The sequence below is a fragment of the Vibrio sp. 1F253 genome, assembly GCF_041439295.1.
Classification (GTDB): Bacteria; Pseudomonadota; Gammaproteobacteria; order Enterobacterales; family Vibrionaceae; genus Vibrio; species Vibrio tasmaniensis_A.
Genome location: NZ_JBGONU010000001.1, coordinates 175,435 through 194,251, shown reverse-complemented (window position 1 = coordinate 194,251; position 18,817 = coordinate 175,435). Strand labels below are relative to the sequence as shown.

Genomic DNA, 18,817 nt, shown 5'->3' with positions numbered 1-18,817 from the left:
GTTACACCGCCTGCTCAACAATAGCGTCAGTGAGGTGAAGTTGAGTTGTTTGAGAGTCTTTTAAGCGAACTTTAAGGGCGTCACATACGGAAAACAGCTCATCAACTTTTGTTATAACTCGATTTTGCTCCTCTAAAGGAGGAAGAGGGATAGGATAGCCTTTGATAACATTAACGTTGACCCTTGGAGCTGCTCCACCAGTTGTATTATGTCGAGCTATTTCATTAACCAGAGGAGAATTTAGAACCAGTTCCAGAAACCTTGAAGTAATTAACCGTGAAGGACGAATAACTATCATTCTTTGTCCCAAGCAAAGTTCAACACCTGAAGGTACTCTGCACGCAACACCAAGTATTCCCCCTTCACGGCTATATAAAACATCATCACTTTCGGGTTTAAGTCTTTCTATTCTCTTCAGATATGTATCAGAGCTAACGTAACGGCTTGTAGATAAATCTAATGAGAATGGCGCCATTTGTGTAGTCCTAACACAAATTTCACCATTATCCGTCCATTTAGGCGTTGAGTGCGGACAATCGACAACCGCTAATACGATTTCTGCTAATGGATGAACAGTCCAATTACTTGGAAGTGCAAGTTTCTCTGAAAAGAATTCGAATGTATTTAGGTCAACTTTCCCAGTGTTCTTAGCTAAAGATGATATTGTCCTCAGCTTTTTAACAACAGTAACTAAATCATTTGGTTGCAGCTCATCATTTGGGTCTTGTGGGACAAGTTTACCCATTACCGCCAGTTGCAGGATGGTTTGTTTTAGCTGGTCGATGCTCGCTTCGGTGGTGAACAAGGTGTCGAAGTGCTCGCTGATGCGTGCCCAGTTTTGCATTAGCTCGTCAGTATCAGCAGAGTTGGTTAACGTGTCCAACAGCGTTGTCACCAATACCTGATGCGCTTCAATGCTGGCTTCGGTTTGTTGCTCTAGTTGGTCGCAGAGTGTCATGAGGTCATCGACTTTAGCGACGATACGGTGTTGTTCTTTTAGAGGTGCAACAGGAACTATTACAGATACTACTGAGCTTGTATTTAATTCGACTTGTTTCGTTGACCCAGAAACTAATGCATTCTCATGGTCTGGTTGTATTCTAGCTTGTACCCCTGGAGCCATAATGAAACACCATAAAAATCGGCTATAGAAATTGGTTGGGCGAATGACAGTAACGTGTGAATCGGCAACGATACGCTTTTCAGGAATATTAGTAATCACATTTGCACGACCAACAGTGCCTGTACCTGTTGAATTCCATAGAATATCATTGTCTTGCAAATATCTTTCTTCCTGATATTTTTCAAGACTTTCATCAGTCACATAACGAGCAGGTGATAAATCAAATCCAGAGTTTTGCACACACTTTTGGGATACTACTTGTACACTTCCTGATTCAGCATAATTAGGTCCTTTCCCTCGCTGAACATATGTCGTCAAATCTTGTAAATGAGCCCATTCCCAACCAACTGGTAATACAAAACTTTTTTCTTCGTCTGATATTTCAGGTAAGTTTTTCGGCTTCTTAATCTTCTTGTCTTTCACCAACTGCGCTTTATCTTCCGCAATTCGCTCAAGCAGTACCGCTGCAGGTTCATCCGTTGGGTCTTGGGGTACTAACTTACCGCGCACGGCTAATTCCAAGATCAGCTCACGCAGTTTCTTTACGCCATAAAGCTCGCGCTTTTTGCTGCTGCCTCTACCAGAGGCTGACTTGGTTTTAACGGTTGAAGTCCAAACGTCGATGTTATCTGTGATCAACTGGTTCATAGAGATTTGTTCTACGCTCATTATTTACTCTCACCAGTTGTTGCAGACGTCGAATCTACCGATGATTTCAGCGCAGTGCCTAGAATGTCTTTCAGCTGATTACGAAGCTGTGATATCTCTTGCTGCTGCTGTTGGTAGCTCTCTAATAACTCGTTTGGATCGTGACTTACCACTTCACCTTGATACGGGTTTTTAATATCTAGGTTGAAGTTACGCTCAATGATGTCGCCGATTGGCACTTTCCAAGCGTGGTTGTTTTCAACGCGGCTTGCAAAACCGTCTTCTTCATTGCCCCACCAATCAATTTCTTGTTGGAACTCTTCAAACTTCATTGGTTTGGTTTTGCTGTAGTTCTTCACGCCTTCTGGGTATGGGTGCTCGTAGAACCATACGTCTTTAGTTGGCTTGCCTTTGGTGAAGAACAGAATGTTGGTTTTGATGCCTGTGTATGGGTTAAATACCCCATTAGGTAAACGCACGATGGTATGCAGGTTACATTCTTCGGTCAGCATCTTTTTGATTTTGGTTTTAACGCCTTCACCAAACAATGTGCCATCTGGCAGTACTACGCCTGCTCGACCGTTGTTTTCATCAAGTACTTCAATAATAAGCTGTAAGAACAGATCGGCAGTTTCACGCGTCTGCATTTCTGCCGGGAAGTTCTTTTCAATGCCGTCTTCTTCTGTGCCACCAAACGGAGGGTTGGTTGCAATCACGTTAATGTTGCTGTCCCAGCTTGAAAGCGGTTTGTTCAGTGTATTACCGTGTTTGATTTGCACAGGTACTTCAATGCCGTGCAGCATCATGTTGGTGATACACAGTAGGTGTGGCAGTTGTTTCTTTTCGACACCGTGGATCTGCTTTTGCAGTGTTTGGTGATCCGCTGCTGTTTTCACGTAGTTGTCTTTCACATGGTCAAACGAACACGCTAGGAAGCCGCCAGTACCCGTTGCTGGGTCCATAATCGCTTCGCCAAGCTTTGGATCTAATCGGTTGACGATGAAGCGTGTAACGGCACGAGGCGTATAGAATTCACCCGCGTTACCTGCGCTTTGTAGATCTTTTAAGATTTGCTCGTAGATATCACCAAATAGGTGGCGCTCTGAAGAGTCAGTAAAGTCAATTTCGTTCAGCTTGTTGATCACTTGGCGCAGTAGCGTACCGTTTTTCATGTAGTTAAACGCATCGCTAAATGCTTCTTTCACTACAAAACCACGCGGGTTTAGGTCAACTGGTGCAGTTAAGTTTTTCAGTTTGTAGAACAAGTCATCGTTTACGAACTCAAGCAGCGCTTCACCGGTAATGCCTTCAGCATCTTGCGCCCAATTACGCCATAGATATTGTTCTGGGATTGGTGATTTGTAATCGTCCAGTTCTAGTTCTAACTCTTCTTCTTGAGCGTCAAATACTTTAAGAAAAAGTAACCAAGACATTTGACCAAGGCGCTGTGCATCACCGTCGACACCCGCATCTTTACGCATGATGTCTTGAATGGATTTGATAACTGAACTGATAGACATGTTTTTCTACTTTTAAACAACTGAAATTTGTGGCGAATTATAGCAGAACTAGGTCAAAAAAAATGAAGTTAGTTCTATGAAACCATAGATATAAGATTCATTAATCTATAGCCTGAACTTATAAAATCATAATCATAAATACAGTTGGCTAAATAATGAAAATAGAATGCCCTCATTGCCAGAAGGACAATGAGATTGAATTTGCAGAAAACATATCGTGTTCAGAGTGTGAGAAGAGCTTTAAAGGGTTTAAGTTCAGCAAGCGAAAGCTCGTTTCTGCTAGCTCCGCTTTACTGGTTGGAGCCCTAGGGGCTTACGCCGTTGAAAGTGGGTTAGACAAAGAAAGATATCCTCTCGAAGTGGAATACGCGATTGTCGATACTTGCGTGAATTCTAGCAAAAATATGGTGTCGGTAAGTTGGTATGAGAGTAAACGGGAAGCTTGTTTATGCGCATTAGAAAAAACAGAAAATGATGTGGCATATTCAGACTACAAATCAGATCAAGCTATATTTCTTCGCACATTCAAGCAACACGCTAACAGATGCTCATAAAAGGAGAGGCAGCATTATGCTACCCCTCCTTTAATTATTAGCGCTTAGGTGTGTTTCCGCGACCACCGCCCGATGGTTTGCCCGTCGTGCTTGGGTAATTTGGATTCGGCTTAGCGCCACCTTTAGGTGTACTTGAAGCTGGTTTATTCATGATGAACTCCTATTTCCCTTGTTTTTGGTTGTGAGCAGCTGCGCGTTGAGCTCGGCCAGCAAAGTCGCCTTTAGGAACTTGCCCACCGTTTTGTTTTGCGGCATTACCTTGAATGCGAGCAGCGGCTTCTGGTGTCATTGGTGCTTTTGACTTAGTCATGATTTTATCCTTAAAAATATCGTTATTAATGTGTCTTCGCTAAGACCAGGTAATATTAACTAAGGGGTTGGGGAACTATGGGGACAACTACAAAACAAAAGCAAAAACAGATTCAAAATACTTTAGACGCATTAGGTTGGAGTCATCATCGGTTTGCTGATGTACTCTATGAAGAGCTCAATGATAACGACGATTTTAAAGAAACAGACAAAGAGAATATCCGTAAGCTTGGTCAAAACATCAAAAAGCAGCTAAAGCGTGATTCGACGCCCGAAGAGCGCCTCAATAAGTATTTACAAGTACTGTTTGAACACCCTGACTACCAAGCCCTCAACTTAGGCAATATTTTACCTAGATATATTGATCACAACTGCATAAGCGGAATGTTAGCCGATCAACTTGCACTACTCTCATCTGAACTGGATCTCTCCGATGAAGACAAAAAAGGCCGCTAAATTAGCGGCCTTAAAGGTTTTCGTATCTACACGGTGTGAATATTGTTAAGCAGATTGGTAGATAGCAGCTTCCAGTTCATTAACCGCTTCTAAATATTGCGGTTTGCCACCAAAGCCTTTCTTAATGATTTCTAACGGTCTGCCCATTTCATCGAAAGGTTTCACTTTAAGAACATGAATGTTTTCGATCTCTTGCACACCTTCATCGGCATACTTATCAAGAAGGTTGTTCAGTACCTGCTGGGCGGTATCACCATATTTAGTGAAGTAGTTACGCTTCTTCACGTTATCGGCGCGCTCTTTACGAGTTAAAGCAGGTTGATCGTAAACGACATGACAAATCATATCGAATGGGTCCATGTCTTTACCCACTTCGTCTTCTAGTGCTTCCCATAGAATACCTGCTTCGGCTAGCTCATCGATAATGGCTTGCTTGCGGTCAGATTCGTTCCAACGCTTGGTGAACTCATCTAAAGAGGAGAACTGTTTCACCATGGTTTTTCGGGTGTAGTCTTTAAATGACTCGGTTACAAGCTTACCGTCTGAATCATAATATTGGACACGTTCAGCGAGCGCTTTTACTGGAACTCCATTCACATGGAATTTGCGAACTCGATTCTCATCATCCCAATCGTCTGCACCGCCTGTACTTTCAGGGGAGTTTCCAAAATCTTCGCCATAGGTAGCCTCTGGCTCTTGAATTGAATCAGGGTCAATGTCTTCATCACCGAACGGGTTATCAGCATCGACATCATCAACGCCGTCGATGATGTCATCTAAATCGTCTTCATCTTCGAACTGCTCTGGAGTCGTGACCTTCACGCGTTCAGGAGTTCCATCAAAGCGTTCATCAGCAAACAGTTCAGTCGCTTTTTTGAAATCTAAGATGGTGAACCAAAGCTTGCCGTAGCGATCATCAATACGAGTACCACGACCAATGATTTGCTTAAACTTGGTCATCGATTGAATACCTTGATCAAGCACCACTAATTTACAGGTTTTTGCATCAACTCCCGTCGTCATTAGCTCTGAAGTCGTGGCAATAACAGGGTACTTTTTCTTAGGATTGATGAAATTGTCTAGCTGATCTTTACCAATGTCATCATCACCCGTGATCTTCATTACGTATTTATCGTTCTTCTTAACTTGCTCAGGGTTCAAGTTTACCAATGCACGGCGCATGCGATCTGCATGGTCGATGTCGTTACAGAACACGATGGTTTTGGCCATTGGGTCGGTGCGTTTCAGATAGTTGGTGATGGTTTGTGCGACAAGCTCTGTACGCTCATCAATAACCATAGTGCGATCAAAATCTTTTTGGTTGTAGATTCGATCTTCAATCACTTCGCCATTTTTGTCAGTTTGCCCTTTGGTTGGTCGCCAACCTTGGACATCCACATCAATATCGACACGAACGACCTTATAAGGGGCTAAGAAACCATCCTCAATACCTTCTTTAAGAGAGTAGGTATAAATTGGATCGCCAAAGTACTCGATGTTAGATACTTCATCGGTCTCTTTTGGTGTTGCCGTTAAACCGACTTGAGTCGCACTGCTAAAGTATTCAAGAATTTCACGCCAAGCGCTGTCTTCTGAAGCACTACCACGGTGGCACTCGTCAATGATGATTAAGTCAAAGAAGTTAGGGTCGACTTGCTTGTAGGCTTTTTGTTCTTCTTCTGGCCCAGTAAGCGCTTGATAAAGAGCTAGATGAACCTCAAAAGCAGGATCGACTTTGCGACCTGTAATCTTGGTCATTGCCGTACCAAAAGGCTGAAAGTCATTCGTTTTGGTTTGATCGACAAGAATATTTCTATCTGCTAAGAATAGAATTCGCTTCTTGGCTTTGGCTTTCCAAAGACGCCAAATGATCTGGAATGCTGTGTAGGTTTTACCGGTACCCGTCGCCATGACCAGTAAGGCTCTGTCTTGGCCAGCAGCAACGGCCTCTACTGTTTTATTGATAGCTTGAAGCTGGTAGTAACGCGGTGATTTACCGCTGCCATCATCATAGTAATCTTGGGTGATAATTGGCAGATGTTCTTCTTTATACCCTTTCCAAGCACAATACTTTTCCCACAACTGCTGAGGTGTTGGGAAATCCTCTAAACGAATTTCCGTTTCAAGTTGAGTTGGGTTGGTTTTATCGTGGAAAATAAAACCATCACCATTCGAAGCAAAAATAAATGGCACTTCAAGCAAGTTTGCATAGTCCATGCCTTGCTGCATACCTTTACCAACTTCATGTTTATTGGCTTTTGCTTCAACCACCGCAAGCGGCATACTCGGCTTATGATAAAGTACGATGTCAGCTGATTTTACTTTCTGACGAGCAGCAGCTTGGCCTCGAACAATCACTTTACCATCGCGCAGTTTCACTTCTTGGCGAATCTGAGTCATATCATCCCACCCTGCCTCTTTAATCGCAGGAAGTATGAATTTGGTAATGATGTCGGTTTCAGATAACTTGGCTTTATTAATACTGCTGACCATTCGGGTTACTCGTAGAGATACTCATTAGCCAATCAGTATATCGTAAAGCCTATATAAATCCGAGTGTGCATTATTCACGATGTGATTAAGTGAATGTTGCGATAACTCTTTGTTTAAAATCACCTAAACGTAACTCATCATAACCTTCGAAATCAGGGTAAAAAGCGTTTTGAACCCCATCGGTTTTTGACCAATTGAGTTGAGTTGAGTTGAGTTGAGGATTATAAAAACGTTGGTCTGATACCGAAACCAACAAGCTTTATCTAACAAAGACGATTGATTGGGTAACTGAAAAAGTCGAAGACAAAGAAGATTCAGAGGAAGAAGCGTCTGCGGTGGTGCTACCTGCGAATTAAGAAAGATGAAACGTTCTTGAACAAGAAAAAGGCAAACTGCAGATAGCAAAAAGCCGCTCATTAAGAGCGGCTTTTTTAATGGGTGGAAGCCCCAGCCACATCCCGGCACACACGTCGCCTGCTGCGGCTGCTCCCTTCCAGGCCTGACCGAGTTCACAAGTTAGTGTTGCGGGAGGACCAGAGCCTCCATAGATTCTTTTTCTAAGAGGCTTGCCTCAAAGAGTGATTGGATTATTAAGCATCGCAGCAACCATTGCAAGCCCTTCCACCCTATTTTTGAACAATTGCGTTCTAAGTGCTTATCCTTTATTCAACCCATTCGCAAATCGCAGGTAAATTCGCCATTTACCTGCAGTTGGAAGGTTTGGTTACATAAGAGCTAAATATCGATGTCTTCGTTATCTTCTGTACGAAGGATATAGTCTGTCATCCAAGCGGTGCCCAACAAACATAACCACACCACAAAAACGGGACTAGGCACTTCGATACTTGGGGTGATCACCAAAGCCGCAAAACCGACTGTTGGCAATGTCCAACACAACAGTTTATTCCAACGGAAAGTTTTCAAGCGCGTCAGTGTTTCCATCGATGCCATAATACCTGTAACACACAAAGCAACCAAAGCGGCATAAGGTAAATCGGCCATCCATAATGGAAGTATCAAACCTAATGACCACCAGCTGTGTCGGCTGGCTGGCTTAAGATGATTTGCCGCCCACCAAATCACGATGATCGACAAGGTTTGCAGCGTAGTAACCCACGGAACGCCATCAAGCTTTCCTGCGGATTGCGTCACCATGATCCCGACTTGTAGCGTTGCGACGATCAAGCCAGAAATAATCACGACCGACAAACTGCTGCGTTTTGAAAAGACCACCATCAATAGTGGGAATAACACCCATACACTGACAGAGAGCGTGATGGGTTGCAAAGGAAGGGTTAGACCGTAAGTGGTCATGGCAGCAAGCAAAGCTAAACCTGCGATACCGCCCTGCGGTAGAATCCATAATGCAGGAATGACCATTGCAAGTACTGGGATATCTCCCTCACTTAAACTGATTGCTCTCGCGCAAACAACCGCTAATAATGTGGTGATCAAGAACTGAAACGTTGAAAATACCATAGCCCTCTCCTTCTACCGATCCGTGGTACCATACCAATCGTAGTAATTAACTGGTCACCCTAGCTTGTTAAAAGCCTCGATAACCTCATTAGATTTTTTGATTGTAGAATAACTATTTATCGAAACTTCTTATCAAAAAGAGCAGTCTTGTTCTCAAGCTTTTTCCCTGCGCTATTTTTGAACACTTACTTACTGTGATTGGTATTTATGAACTAGGAACATTTAGTATGGACCAATTTTTGCCCCAAATCTTTGCTGTGATTCACCAAATTCCATATGGGAAAGTAACAACTTATGGAGACATCGCACGTTTTTCAGGATTTCCGGGTTATGCGCGCCATGTGGGTAAAGCGCTGGGTAACCTACCAGAAGGAAGCAAACTGCCTTGGTATCGGGTGATCAATAGTAAAGGTGAGATCTCTTTGAAAGGGGATTCCTTTGATCGTCAGAAAAAGCATTTGCAAGAAGAAGGGATTGAAGTGAGTGACGCGGGAAAAGTTAAACTCAGAATATACAAATGGCAGCCCTAGAGCTGCCATTAATCACCTAATTAGCGAGTCAACGAATCAACTAGCTAAGTCAAACTAATCAAGATGCCTTAACAGTGGCATCGATTTCGAATTAACGGACACCAACCAAACGTAGGTCTGCTTGTTGCGTGTTTTCTACGTCAGTAATCACTGACTTAATGGTGTCAGTAGTGAAACGTAATTTGCCGTCAACGTGAATCGTTGCGCGCATGTTGTAACGGTGGTTAGCTTTAATCTTGTTGTTGTCGTAGCTCAGCTCGAATGCGAACGGTACTTGCTTACCGTCAGTGGTGAACTCTTGAGTCGCGATAACGGTCGATGGTGCGTCAGCCAGTGAGATGTCTTCTAGCGTAACAGTCACTACTGCATTCTCTGGCAATGCAATTCTTTCACGATAGCTTACTGTTCCTGAAATCACTTGAGTGTTCTCTGCAACCACTTCCTGAGAAGCACTGGTTTCTGATGTTGCTTGGCAACCCACAAGTAGGCCAAACGATACTAAAGACGTAATAAGAATTAGAGCCTTTTTCATATTCAATTTCTCTCAACATGTTTGCCGGACTCGGCAAATCTACTCACCAATTATAAGAGAGCTTTCATATTCTGTCTCGAAACCCTATGATTTATTGACAGATATCTGACTAAGCTGAATGATTAACACCATAATCTGACACCTATTTTACCAAGAGGCATGCTGGCGATGAGTCAACCTTTAAATGAATTACTCAATTTACTTCAGCTAGAGAAACTAGAGGAAGGCCTGTTCCGCGGGCAAAGTGAGAACCTAGGTCTGCCACAGGTATACGGCGGTCAAGTATTAGGGCAAGCGCTTTCTGCTGCTCGTTATACGGTTCAAGACGACCGCAGTGTTCACTCGTTCCACAGTTACTTTCTATTTCCCGGTGACCCTGAAAAACCCATTATTTACGATGTTGAGAACCTAAGAGATGGACGCAGCTTTAGTACACGCCGCGTGAAAGCGATTCAAAATGGCCGCCCTATTTTCTATCTTACGGCTTCTTATCATGGTGATGCACCCGGCTTTGAACACCAGAATGAAATGCCAAACATCCCAGGGCCAGAGAACTTTGCATCAGAAACTGAGTTAGCAAGCCACATTGCTGAATTTTTGCCTGAAAAACTGCGTAAGACTTTCTGTGGCGAAAAGCCGATTGAGATGCGCCCGGTAACAATAGTGAACCCGCTTAACCCTAAGAAAGCCGACCCAAAACAGTACCTTTGGGTGAGAGCAAATGGCGCGATGCCAGACAACCAATTGATTCACCAATACCTGCTTGCTTACGCATCCGACTGGGGATTCTTAGTGACGGCATTACACCCTCATGAAGTTTCGATCATGACGCCGAACTTCCAAGTAGCAACGATTGACCACTCTATCTGGTTTCACCGCCCATTCAAGATGGATGAGTGGTTGCTTTATGCGATTGAAAGCCCAACAGCTGCGAACACTCGTGGCCTAGTGCGCGGCGAAATTTTTAATCAGAAAGGTGAGCTCGTAGCGACAACCGTTCAAGAAGGTGTGATGCGTTTTACTAAATAGCGATCAAGTAATACCAATCGTAGTAAATAACTGGTCATCCTAGCTTGTTAAAAACCTCGATAACTTCGTTAGAATTTTGATTGTAGAATAACTACTTATCAGAAAATTCTGCCTTGTTCTCAAGCTTTTTTCCTGCGCTATTCCTGAACACTTACTTACTGTGATTGGTATAAATAGCGAATAAACGCTTTTTGCAAGCCCCAAATATTTACGAGAAAACAAAAAGAGAGGCTAGGTTTAATACCTAGCCTCTCTTTTTAATGATGCTAACGACAAGCTGTCACGTAACAGTCCGTAATCTCTATTCAGCCTCTAGCAAGGGTTCGAATTCACCTTGTACTCGAGTTTTAATTCCATCACCAGCGTCTCGCAGTAGATTAAATGGCGATAACACCACGCCTTTCACTGCGCCCTCTGCGGCGCCCTGAGCTAACTCTTTACTTTTATCTGCCAGCAAATTCGCTTGTGCCAAAATACCCGGAACTTCCGCTCGTAGCATTTCAGATTCGGCAACAACGGTGGGGATAGTTTGTTCGCGGTAAGATTTACTTTCAGCGAGCATCGGTGGCATCACATCGACACGGTATCGTTTTAATTCAGTCAATGTGGGCGGGAAGACATCGGTTCTTACCTGCCCGACTTCCGTTCGGACATTTTTAACTTCATCTAATATCGCAGGGATTTTATTATCGACCGATGAAACGGTTTGATTCACTTTTTCGACGGTCTTTCTAACGTCTTCAACGGTATCTAACACCTGAGGAGCAAGCTCATTAACATGTTCAGCAAACGCTAATAGCTCTTCTACTTTTAGCCCTTTGGTAAGACCGGATAAATCTTCGATGACCTACGGATAAGTATCAACGATTTCACCGACTTTATTGGTAAACGAATAGATGGTGTAACCCAAATAGAAAATGGCAACGGCCAGCACCAATTGGATAGCAGTAGATACTTTTGCAAACATGAATATTCCTTTTCTTTATCGCAGAGGCGAGATCTAAACTGAGAAGATAGTTAAACTGAAACGATAGTTAACTTTAGCTAGGTGTAGCTTAAAGAGGCAATGCCGTCGTGTACTTCAATGGCTCCATCGCAAACGTCGAGGTCACATTAGAGATACCATCAATGCTATTCACCAAGCGCTTATAGAAATCATCAAAGCACTTCATATCTTTAACCTGAACCTTCATCATATAATCATATTCGCCAGCCATGCGATAGAACTCCATCACTTCTGGAAATTCCGACACAGTATTCACAAAACGACCATACCATTCATGAGAATGATCACTGGTTTTCACTAATACGAACGCGGTAAAGGAAAGATCCAGTTTTTCCGGGTTCAGCAGTGCGACTCTTTTCTCAATAATACCGTTCTCTTCGAGGCGCTTAAGCCTTTTCCAACAAGGCGTTGTAGTGAGATTGACCGCTTCAGAAATATCGTTCAATGACAGGGTGCTGTCTTCTTGCAGTAACCCTAATATTTTTTTATCTACGGCATCTATCACACTTTCACCAAATCGCATTTAAAGAGAATAATTTTCTACAATTTAAGCAAAACAAAGCAAATATGGCAAAGTTTTTCTCTCAAATTCTAGCTAAATTGGAAGCATACCAATTACAAAGAATTCCTACACTCGATCAGGAGAACGCTTATGTGCACTGACCATCAATGGATTAACAACGCGATTCGTAAAATTGAAGCGGACTACCAACGCTCAGCGGATACGCACCTTATCAAGCTCGATCTACCAAGTATCGAAGGCATTGATGTTTACCTTAAAGATGAAAGCACACACCCTACAGGCTCTTTAAAGCACCGCTTAGCGCGTTCTCTGTTCTTATACGCTATCTGTAACGGTTGGGTTGGCCCAGAAACAACGATCATTGAATCTTCATCAGGCAGTACTGCAGTATCTGAAGCGTACTTCGCTCGCCTACTTGGCCTGCCGTTTATTGCGGTAATGCCGAAATGCACAGCGAAGAAGAAGATTGAGCAGATTGAATTCTACGGCGGCCAAGCGCATCTTGTTGACCGCTCAGATGAAATTTACGATGAGTCTCGCCGTTTAGCGACTGAACTTAATGGCCATTACATGGACCAATTTACCTACGCTGAGCGCGCAACCGACTGGCGTGGTAACAACAACATCGCGAACTCCATTTTCAATCAAATGCAGATGGAAGATCACCCTGTTCCAGCGTGGGTAGTAATGAGCCCAGGTACTGGCGGCACTTCAGCAACTATCGGCCGCTTCATTCGCTACCAACAGCATGAAACTAAGCTTTGTGTTGTCGACCCTGAGAACTCGGTATTCCACGAATACTTCCAAACAGGCAATGCGAACGTGAAAGGCAATACATTCAGCAAGATTGAAGGCATTGGTCGCCCACGCGCAGAGCCAAGCTTCATTCCTGGTGTGGTTGACGAAATGCGTAAAATTCCTGACGCAGCAAGCATCGCAACCACACATTGGTTGTCTGACATTCTTGGCCGTAAGGTTGGCGCATCAACCGGTACTAACATGTACGGTGTGCTTCAGTTAGCCAGTGAAATGAAAGCACGTGGCGAAACAGGTTCTATTGTGACTTTGCTATGTGACAGCGGTGAGCGTTACCTAGACACTTACTTCAATGACGAGTGGGTAAATAACAACATTGGTGACCTGCAACCTTACGCAGCGAAATTGGAAGCTTTCTCGCAAACAGGTGAGTTGGCTTAACCACAGAGTAAGCACCGACGCCAAAATTAAAAAGAGCCCTTGATGGGCTCTTTTTTGTTTGTTCTGTTAATCAATCACTAACGAGAACAAATTACTCTGGCTTCTGCTTCGCTTCAAATGCCGCGAGTTGTTCAGGCGTCGCTTTTGGTTGATGGTTTTGTTTCCACTCATCGTAAGTCATGCCATATACGCGCTCACGAGCGTCATCGATATCCAAGTCTAAGCCTTGTTGTTCAGCTTCTGCTTTGTACCACTTACTGAAACAGTTACGGCAAAAGCCAGCCAAGATCATCAGGTCGATGTTTTGGACATCTTTGTTGTTGTCTAGGTGTGCTAACAGGCGACGAAAGGTTGCTGCATCCAGCTTGTCTTGTTCTTCTTGAGAAAGATCCTTGTATTTAAATTCAGCCACTTTAAGTGTCCCTTAATAGTTTTCATTTTTTAATGTATTGAGCAGATATTGTTATACAAAAAAAGCCCGCATTTCGCTAGGAGCAAACGCAGGCTTTTCAATATTGTTACACTATTCCGTGCTCATTAAGCGTACGTGTTCATTGGCCGTGCGTGTTCATCAACCGTGACTGCTTCTTCCCACGTTATCATGGCTGAGTTCTTTATTAAGCTCCGCTTCCACGTGACCCGGAGAGCGTGTTGAGCCGGAAATCAGTCGGTACATCGCAGGGATTACAAACAGAGTTACCAGTGTCGCGAAGCCCATACCGAAGAAGATAACCGTACCTACTGCCACTCGGCTTTCATAACCTGCGCCCGTTGAGGTAATCAATGGAATTGCACCGGCTAATGTCGTGAACGCCGTCATCAATATTGGACGTAGACGTCGAGCTGAAGCATCAATGATCGCCTTTTCAAACTCAATACCACGATCTCGAAGTTGGTTGGCAAATTCGACGATCAAGATGCCGTTTTTGGTCACCATACCGATCAACATAATCATACCGATCTGGCTGTAAACGTTGAGCCCTTGACTCATCAACACCAAGCCTAAGAAGCCACCAAAGATACCCATAGGTACGGTGAACATCACCACCAGCGGGTTGATGAAGCTTTCAAATTGCGCCGCGAGTACCAAGTACGCCACCAACATCGCTAACGCAAACACCACTAAGATGCTCGATTGGTTCTCTTTGAAGTCTTTAGACTCGCCTGAGTAGCTTACTGAAATATCACCCGGTAGCTGCTCAATCGCTTGTTCATCAAGGAAATCCAAAGCATCGCCCAGCGTGTAACCTTCCATTAGGTTCGCTTTGATGGTCACCGATTTCTGCTTGTTGTAGTGCGACAAACGAATCGAGGACGCTACTTCTTCAATATGCGTTAGAGTATCGAGTGTCACCAATTCACCAGACTGAGTTCGCATGTAGATTTGGCTTAAGTCATTGGCATTGTTAAAACTGTTTTCATCGCCACGCAGGTAAACGTCGTACTCTTCACCACGTTCAACGAACGTCGTTTCACTCTTACCGCCCAGCATGATTTCTAACGTGTCCGAAATGTCCGAAACACTCACACCTAGCTCGGCTGCACGTTGCTTATCTACGGTTACCAACAGCTCTGGTGTTTTCTCAGAGTAATCGATGTCCGCACCTTCCATCATTGGAGAGTCTTCAGCGGCTTGCTTTAACAGTTCGCCCCATTTCTGAAGCTCAGAGTAATCAGAGCCACCCAGTACAAATTGCACAGGCTCACTCGAACCACCACGGAAGCCTGGCATGAACGGGAACACACGCACATCAGGAATACCCGCTAAAGACTTACGCACCTCACCCAAGGCTTGTTGTGCTGTCTCTTCACGTTCGTCCCAATCTTCCAGGATCATGATAACGAAGCCCGTTTGGTCGCCCGCATTACCACCAAACGCTGGCGATTGAATGCTGAATGACTTCAAGAATCCTTGACCAAGCAGCGGCATTAGGCGCTCTTCAACGATGTCCATGTTGGCAGACATACGGTTGTAACTGGTTGCATCGGCACCACGAACAAACGCAAAGATAACACCACGGTCTTCTTGTGGCGTCAGTTGCGAAGGCACTTGTTGCATCAAACCATAACTACCGCCCATACACGCAATAATGATAATTGGATCTGCCCAACGCCAGTTTAGAGCACGGCGCAATACCGATTTGTATCCAGCTTCTAACTTACCAAACACACGTTCAACAAATTGATTGAAGCGATTAGGTTTCACGTTCGCTTTTAAAATCTTGCTGCCCAGAACCGGCGTCAAGGTTAATGCTATGACAGATGAGAAGATCACCGACATCGCCAACAGTACCGAGAACTCAGTAAACAGAAGGCCTACCATACCGTCCATAAACGAGATTGGTAGGAACACCATTACCAGTACTAGCGTGGTTGCGATTACCGCAAAGCCTACTTCACGCGTGCCTTTATAAGCCGCAAGCAATGGTGATTCACCACGTTCAATGTGGTGGAAAATATTCTCAACCACCACAATCGCATCATCGACCACTAAACCGATAGACAGGATAAGTGCCATCAAGGTGATGAGGTTGATAGAAAAGCCAAAGTAGTACGCCGCAATAAACGACGAGATTAGTGACACAGGAACCGTCACGGCTGGAATCAGCGTGGCACGCGCTTGGCCAATGAAGACGTAAAGCACGAGTATAACCAAACCACCCGTAATAAAGAGTGTGCTGTAAACCTCTGAGATCGAACGGTCGATAAAGACAGTGGAGTCATAATCAATCGCCAAGCGAGTTCCGTCAGGCAAGAACTTTTGAATCGCTTCGACTTCTTTATGGACTAAGTCAGCCACCTCAAGTGGGTTGGCATCAGACTGAGGCACAATGCCCATACTGACGTTAACAACGCCGTCACTCTTAAAGGTCGAGTTCTCGTTTTCTGCGCCAATGTAAACATCCGCTACATCTTTCAAGTAGATAGGTGTGTTATCAGAGGCACGTTTCACCACTAAGTATTCGAAATCTTTGGCTTCAGTATATGAACGAGCAGTACGAACCGACATCACAATCGCATCGTTACGCACTTCGCCACCCGGGCTTTCAATGTTCTCGTTACGTAGGGCTTGTGTAATATCAGAGGCGGTAACACCACGACCCGCCATTAACGCAGGTTTCAGCTTCACGTACATGACTTTGTACAAACCGCCAGAAATATCCACCGAGCTCACACCAGAGATCAAACTAAAGCGGTCAATCAACACACGTTCGGTGTAGTCGGTTAACTGCGTTCGATCCATCTCAGTTGAGCTTAAATTGATGTAAACCGACGCTTCACCACTACCATTGTTTTTATAAACAATCGGGTCATCGGCTTCATCTGGCAACGAACGCTGAGCACGCGCTACCGCATCACGCACATCACTGACACCTGTATTGAGGTCATAACCAAGTTCAAAGGTGATGGTGATTCGTGACGATCCGTTTCGTGTCGTAGATTCGATTTCATCGATACCACTGATGCCAGATAACTGATCTTCAAGGTTGGAGGTAATTTGGCTTTCAATGATGGTGGCAGATGCACCTTCATAACGAGTACTGATCGATACCACCGGGCTTTCAATATCGGGCATTTCACGAACTGCGAGCTTATTGAAAGAGACAATACCAAACACAACCAAAAGCAGGCTCAATACAACAGCCGCTACTGGTCTCTTCACAGAAACATCAGATAACAACATTAGTTAGCGCCTTCTTGTGCTGCTGTATTTTCATCAAGTTTAGCTTTGTTGCCATCAAGATTAGCTGTATCGCCGTCAAGTTTAGCAGGGCGATTAACGGCAAGTTCTTGAACCAAAACACCGTCACGCATGTTCACGATACCTTGCACTACGATCTTCTGACCAATCTCGATACCTTTTTCGATCACGACTTCGTTATCAAGACGAGCCCCGAGGAATACTTCGGTACGAGTCGCTTTGTTATCTTCGCCAATAACATAAACGAAACGCTTAGTGCCTGAATACTCAAGCGCTTGAACTGGAATGATTGGGGCTTCTACTGGTGGGAAGTCCATATCAGCCGCCACTAACATGCCCGGTTTTAGGTAATCATTGTTGTTATCGAAGTGGATTCGAACTCGAAGGTTCAAAGTTTCGGCGTTAATGCGAGAATCAATACCCACCACAGTACCCGTGAACTGAGTATCGCCCCACGCACTGGTGCGAGCCGTTACTGTCATACCTTTAGACAGTTTAGAAAGGTAGCGCTCTGGAATCTGAAGATCTAACTGCATCACAGACAAGTCATCTAACGTCACGAGCTCTGTACCCGATGTCACCATTTTGCCGCGGCTAAAGTCAATAAAACCGACCGTACCAGAGAAAGGTGCACTGATATGTAGATCTTTCAGGTTAGCGTTAGCGGCAGCTAGGCGAGCATTAGCGATCTCTACGTTAGTTTTCTGAGCGTCAATTTCAGTTTGAGTGATCGCGTTACGTTTCACTAGTCGTTGAAATTCAGCAAGCTTACGCTTTTCATCTTTTAAATATGCTTGTGCTTCTGCAACTGCTGCTTTTGCTTTGTCGTCATCGAGTTGAACCAACATCTGCCCTTTGGTGACATCTTGATTGGCTTTGATGTTAATAGAGTTCACTCTGCCAGCCACTTCAGAAGTGATCATTACAGATTGCTCGGCTTCTAACTTACCGACCAAAGAAAGAGACTGGCTAACTTGGTGAATATCAACTTGCTCGGTAACAACAGTGACCGTGCTAGGGCCCATACGTTTCGCTAGTGCGGCTGGAGACGTCATAATGATAGACAAGCTAAGCAGGGTTAAAACAGTTTTATGCTTCATAATAATGGTCTGCAAGTAAGGTTTATACCAATCACAATAGGTAAGCGGTCAGAAATAGCGCAGGGAAAAGACTTGAGAACAAGGCAGCTCTTTTCAACAGATAGTTTCGATAAGTAGTTATTCTACAATCAAAAATTCTTAACGCAGTTATCGAGCGTTTTAACCAGCTAGGGTGACCAATTATTTACTACGATTGGTATTATTATCTATAAATGAAATTAACCGTATTCTATCAACTGATGAATGCTGTAACGTCAAGAAGTGTAAATCTAAGTTAAATTCAATTGACGTTTCATGACGAATGACACGAACCAAACGCGATACAGAAAGCTAATTACCTCAAGGTGTTACCTATCAGTACGTAAATCTTAATACAGATGTTCACTTCACGAGCAATATGCGTACTTTTCGCCATCTTTGCCCAAAAAGGCAGCATTTAACACAAAACCATAAGAAAAACCCTTTACAGGTTTAACGTGTTTGCTATGATGCGCTCCGCACTTGAGAGATGCGTTGGGAAAAACATCTCTTTAGCCTATCCATTATGAGTTAGGAAAAAACACCCTGGAGGGGTTCCCGAGTGGCCAAAGGGAGCAGACTGTAAATCTGCCGGCA

At 44.0% G+C, this 18,817-nt stretch carries 15 protein-coding genes, 1 tRNA gene, 1 other RNA gene and 1 pseudogene (1 of these 18 cut by a window edge); 6 read left to right on the top strand and 12 right to left on the bottom strand.

Going from position 1 to position 18,817, the window contains the following annotated elements; all coding sequences use genetic code 11:
* Nucleotide 1 precedes the first annotated feature (1 nt).
* Both ACED28_RS00890 and ACED28_RS00885 read right to left on the bottom strand, forming a co-directional pair.
* Nucleotides 2-1,792: a restriction endonuclease subunit S gene (locus ACED28_RS00890; protein WP_371709076.1), complete on the bottom strand. Its 1,791-nt coding sequence runs from the start codon at nt 1,790-1,792 to the stop codon at nt 2-4.
* Entirely contained in the window at nt 1,792-3,291 is a 1,500-nt protein-coding gene (locus ACED28_RS00885) for an N-6 DNA methylase (protein WP_371709075.1), read from the bottom strand. Before ACED28_RS00885 ends, ACED28_RS00890 begins: the two co-directional genes overlap by 1 nt.
* Nucleotides 3,292-3,446: 155 nt before the next feature.
* On the opposite strand from ACED28_RS00885, the gene ACED28_RS00880 reads away from it, so the two are divergent.
* Nucleotides 3,447-3,845, top strand: coding sequence for a hypothetical protein (locus ACED28_RS00880; protein WP_102457679.1), 399 nt, complete (start codon nt 3,447-3,449; stop codon nt 3,843-3,845).
* A 160-nt stretch (nt 3,846-4,005) separates the two neighbouring features.
* Here the strand turns inward: ACED28_RS00880 and ACED28_RS00875 are convergent, their stop codons facing one another.
* Complete coding sequence (locus ACED28_RS00875) at nt 4,006-4,155, bottom strand: hypothetical protein (RefSeq protein WP_008220701.1); 150 nt, start codon at nt 4,153-4,155, stop codon at nt 4,006-4,008.
* Between the two features lie 77 nt (nt 4,156-4,232).
* Between ACED28_RS00875 and ACED28_RS00870 the strand changes: the two genes are divergently transcribed.
* On the top strand, nt 4,233-4,610 hold the full coding sequence (locus ACED28_RS00870; RefSeq protein ID WP_046225068.1) for a hypothetical protein: 378 nt from the start codon (nt 4,233-4,235) through the stop codon (nt 4,608-4,610).
* A gap of 45 nt (nt 4,611-4,655) precedes the next feature.
* On the opposite strand, the gene hsdR is transcribed toward ACED28_RS00870, so the two are convergent.
* The 3 genes from hsdR to ACED28_RS00855 all read right to left on the bottom strand — a co-directional run bounded on the left by hsdR (nt 4,656) and on the right by ACED28_RS00855 (nt 8,582).
* Complete coding sequence (gene hsdR, locus ACED28_RS00865) at nt 4,656-7,103, bottom strand: EcoAI/FtnUII family type I restriction enzme subunit R (protein ID WP_371709074.1); 2,448 nt, start codon at nt 7,101-7,103, stop codon at nt 4,656-4,658.
* A gap of 442 nt (nt 7,104-7,545) precedes the next feature.
* An RNA gene (ffs, locus tag ACED28_RS00860) (signal recognition particle sRNA small type) lies at nt 7,546-7,642 on the bottom strand.
* A gap of 196 nt (nt 7,643-7,838) precedes the next feature.
* Nucleotides 7,839-8,582 carry a hypothetical protein gene (locus tag ACED28_RS00855; protein WP_009847251.1) on the bottom strand — a complete coding sequence of 248 codons (744 nt, stop codon included), beginning with the start codon at nt 8,580-8,582 and terminating at the stop codon, nt 7,839-7,841.
* Nucleotides 8,583-8,809: 227 nt separating this feature from the next.
* Between ACED28_RS00855 and ACED28_RS00850 the strand changes: the two genes are divergently transcribed.
* Nucleotides 8,810-9,112: an MGMT family protein gene (locus tag ACED28_RS00850; protein ID WP_009847252.1), complete on the top strand. Its 303-nt coding sequence runs from the start codon at nt 8,810-8,812 to the stop codon at nt 9,110-9,112.
* Nucleotides 9,113-9,203: 91 nt separating this feature from the next.
* Here the strand turns inward: ACED28_RS00850 and ACED28_RS00845 are convergent, their stop codons facing one another.
* Entirely contained in the window at nt 9,204-9,644 is a 441-nt protein-coding gene (locus ACED28_RS00845) for a YbaY family lipoprotein (protein ID WP_009847253.1), read from the bottom strand.
* Between the two features lie 168 nt (nt 9,645-9,812).
* Between ACED28_RS00845 and tesB the strand changes: the two genes are divergently transcribed.
* A complete protein-coding gene (gene tesB / locus ACED28_RS00840) occupies nt 9,813-10,673 on the top strand; it encodes an acyl-CoA thioesterase II (protein ID WP_371709073.1) in 861 nt (286 codons plus the stop codon).
* A 301-nt stretch (nt 10,674-10,974) separates the two neighbouring features.
* Here tesB and ACED28_RS00835 read toward each other — a convergent pair.
* Nucleotides 10,975-11,640, bottom strand: a pseudogene (locus tag ACED28_RS00835) (hypothetical protein).
* Between the two features lie 88 nt (nt 11,641-11,728).
* Entirely contained in the window at nt 11,729-12,202 is a 474-nt protein-coding gene (locus ACED28_RS00830) for an Lrp/AsnC family transcriptional regulator (protein WP_017062025.1), read from the bottom strand.
* 129 nt (nt 12,203-12,331) lie between these two features.
* On the opposite strand from ACED28_RS00830, the gene ACED28_RS00825 reads away from it, so the two are divergent.
* The gene (locus tag ACED28_RS00825) at nt 12,332-13,399 is read left to right on the top strand and encodes a PLP-dependent cysteine synthase family protein (protein ID WP_017103198.1); all 1,068 of its coding nucleotides are present in this window, start codon (nt 12,332-12,334) and stop codon (nt 13,397-13,399) included.
* A gap of 91 nt (nt 13,400-13,490) precedes the next feature.
* On the opposite strand, the gene ACED28_RS00820 is transcribed toward ACED28_RS00825, so the two are convergent.
* From ACED28_RS00820 to ACED28_RS00810, 3 genes are all read right to left on the bottom strand, one after another.
* Entirely contained in the window at nt 13,491-13,811 is a 321-nt protein-coding gene (locus ACED28_RS00820; protein WP_004736423.1) for a DUF1244 domain-containing protein, read from the bottom strand.
* 159 nt (nt 13,812-13,970) lie between these two features.
* Entirely contained in the window at nt 13,971-17,084 is a 3,114-nt protein-coding gene (vexH, locus tag ACED28_RS00815) for a vibriobactin export RND transporter permease subunit VexH (RefSeq protein WP_371709072.1), read from the bottom strand.
* On the bottom strand, nt 17,084-18,202 hold the full coding sequence (locus ACED28_RS00810) for an efflux RND transporter periplasmic adaptor subunit (RefSeq protein ID WP_371709071.1): 1,119 nt from the start codon (nt 18,200-18,202) through the stop codon (nt 17,084-17,086). Before ACED28_RS00810 ends, vexH begins: the two co-directional genes overlap by 1 nt.
* A 566-nt stretch (nt 18,203-18,768) precedes the next feature.
* On the opposite strand from ACED28_RS00810, the gene ACED28_RS00805 reads away from it, so the two are divergent.
* Nucleotides 18,769-18,817 (top strand) — tRNA-Tyr (locus tag ACED28_RS00805) (it continues 136 nt past the right edge of the window).

Bases quoted from the DNA above. Each gene is read 5' to 3' on its own strand.
- ACED28_RS00890 (WP_371709076.1), bottom strand. From the start codon at position 1,792: ATGAGCGTAGAACAAATCTCTATGAACCAGTTGATCACAGATAACATC.
- ACED28_RS00885 (WP_371709075.1), bottom strand. From the start codon at position 3,291: ATGTCTATCAGTTCAGTTATCAAATCCATTCAAGACATCATGCGTAAA.
- ACED28_RS00880 (WP_102457679.1), top strand. From the start codon at position 3,447: ATGAAAATAGAATGCCCTCATTGCCAGAAGGACAATGAGATTGAATTT.
- ACED28_RS00875 (WP_008220701.1), bottom strand. From the start codon at position 4,155: ATGACTAAGTCAAAAGCACCAATGACACCAGAAGCCGCTGCTCGCATT.
- ACED28_RS00870 (WP_046225068.1), top strand. From the start codon at position 4,233: ATGGGGACAACTACAAAACAAAAGCAAAAACAGATTCAAAATACTTTA.
- hsdR (WP_371709074.1), bottom strand. From the start codon at position 7,103: ATGGTCAGCAGTATTAATAAAGCCAAGTTATCTGAAACCGACATCATT.
- ACED28_RS00855 (WP_009847251.1), bottom strand. From the start codon at position 8,582: ATGGTATTTTCAACGTTTCAGTTCTTGATCACCACATTATTAGCGGTT.
- ACED28_RS00850 (WP_009847252.1), top strand. From the start codon at position 8,810: ATGGACCAATTTTTGCCCCAAATCTTTGCTGTGATTCACCAAATTCCA.
- ACED28_RS00845 (WP_009847253.1), bottom strand. From the start codon at position 9,644: ATGAAAAAGGCTCTAATTCTTATTACGTCTTTAGTATCGTTTGGCCTA.
- tesB (WP_371709073.1), top strand. From the start codon at position 9,813: ATGAGTCAACCTTTAAATGAATTACTCAATTTACTTCAGCTAGAGAAA.
- ACED28_RS00830 (WP_017062025.1), bottom strand. From the start codon at position 12,202: ATGCGATTTGGTGAAAGTGTGATAGATGCCGTAGATAAAAAAATATTA.
- ACED28_RS00825 (WP_017103198.1), top strand. From the start codon at position 12,332: ATGTGCACTGACCATCAATGGATTAACAACGCGATTCGTAAAATTGAA.
- vexH (WP_371709072.1), bottom strand. From the start codon at position 17,084: ATGTTGTTATCTGATGTTTCTGTGAAGAGACCAGTAGCGGCTGTTGTA.
- ACED28_RS00810 (WP_371709071.1), bottom strand. From the start codon at position 18,202: ATGAAGCATAAAACTGTTTTAACCCTGCTTAGCTTGTCTATCATTATG.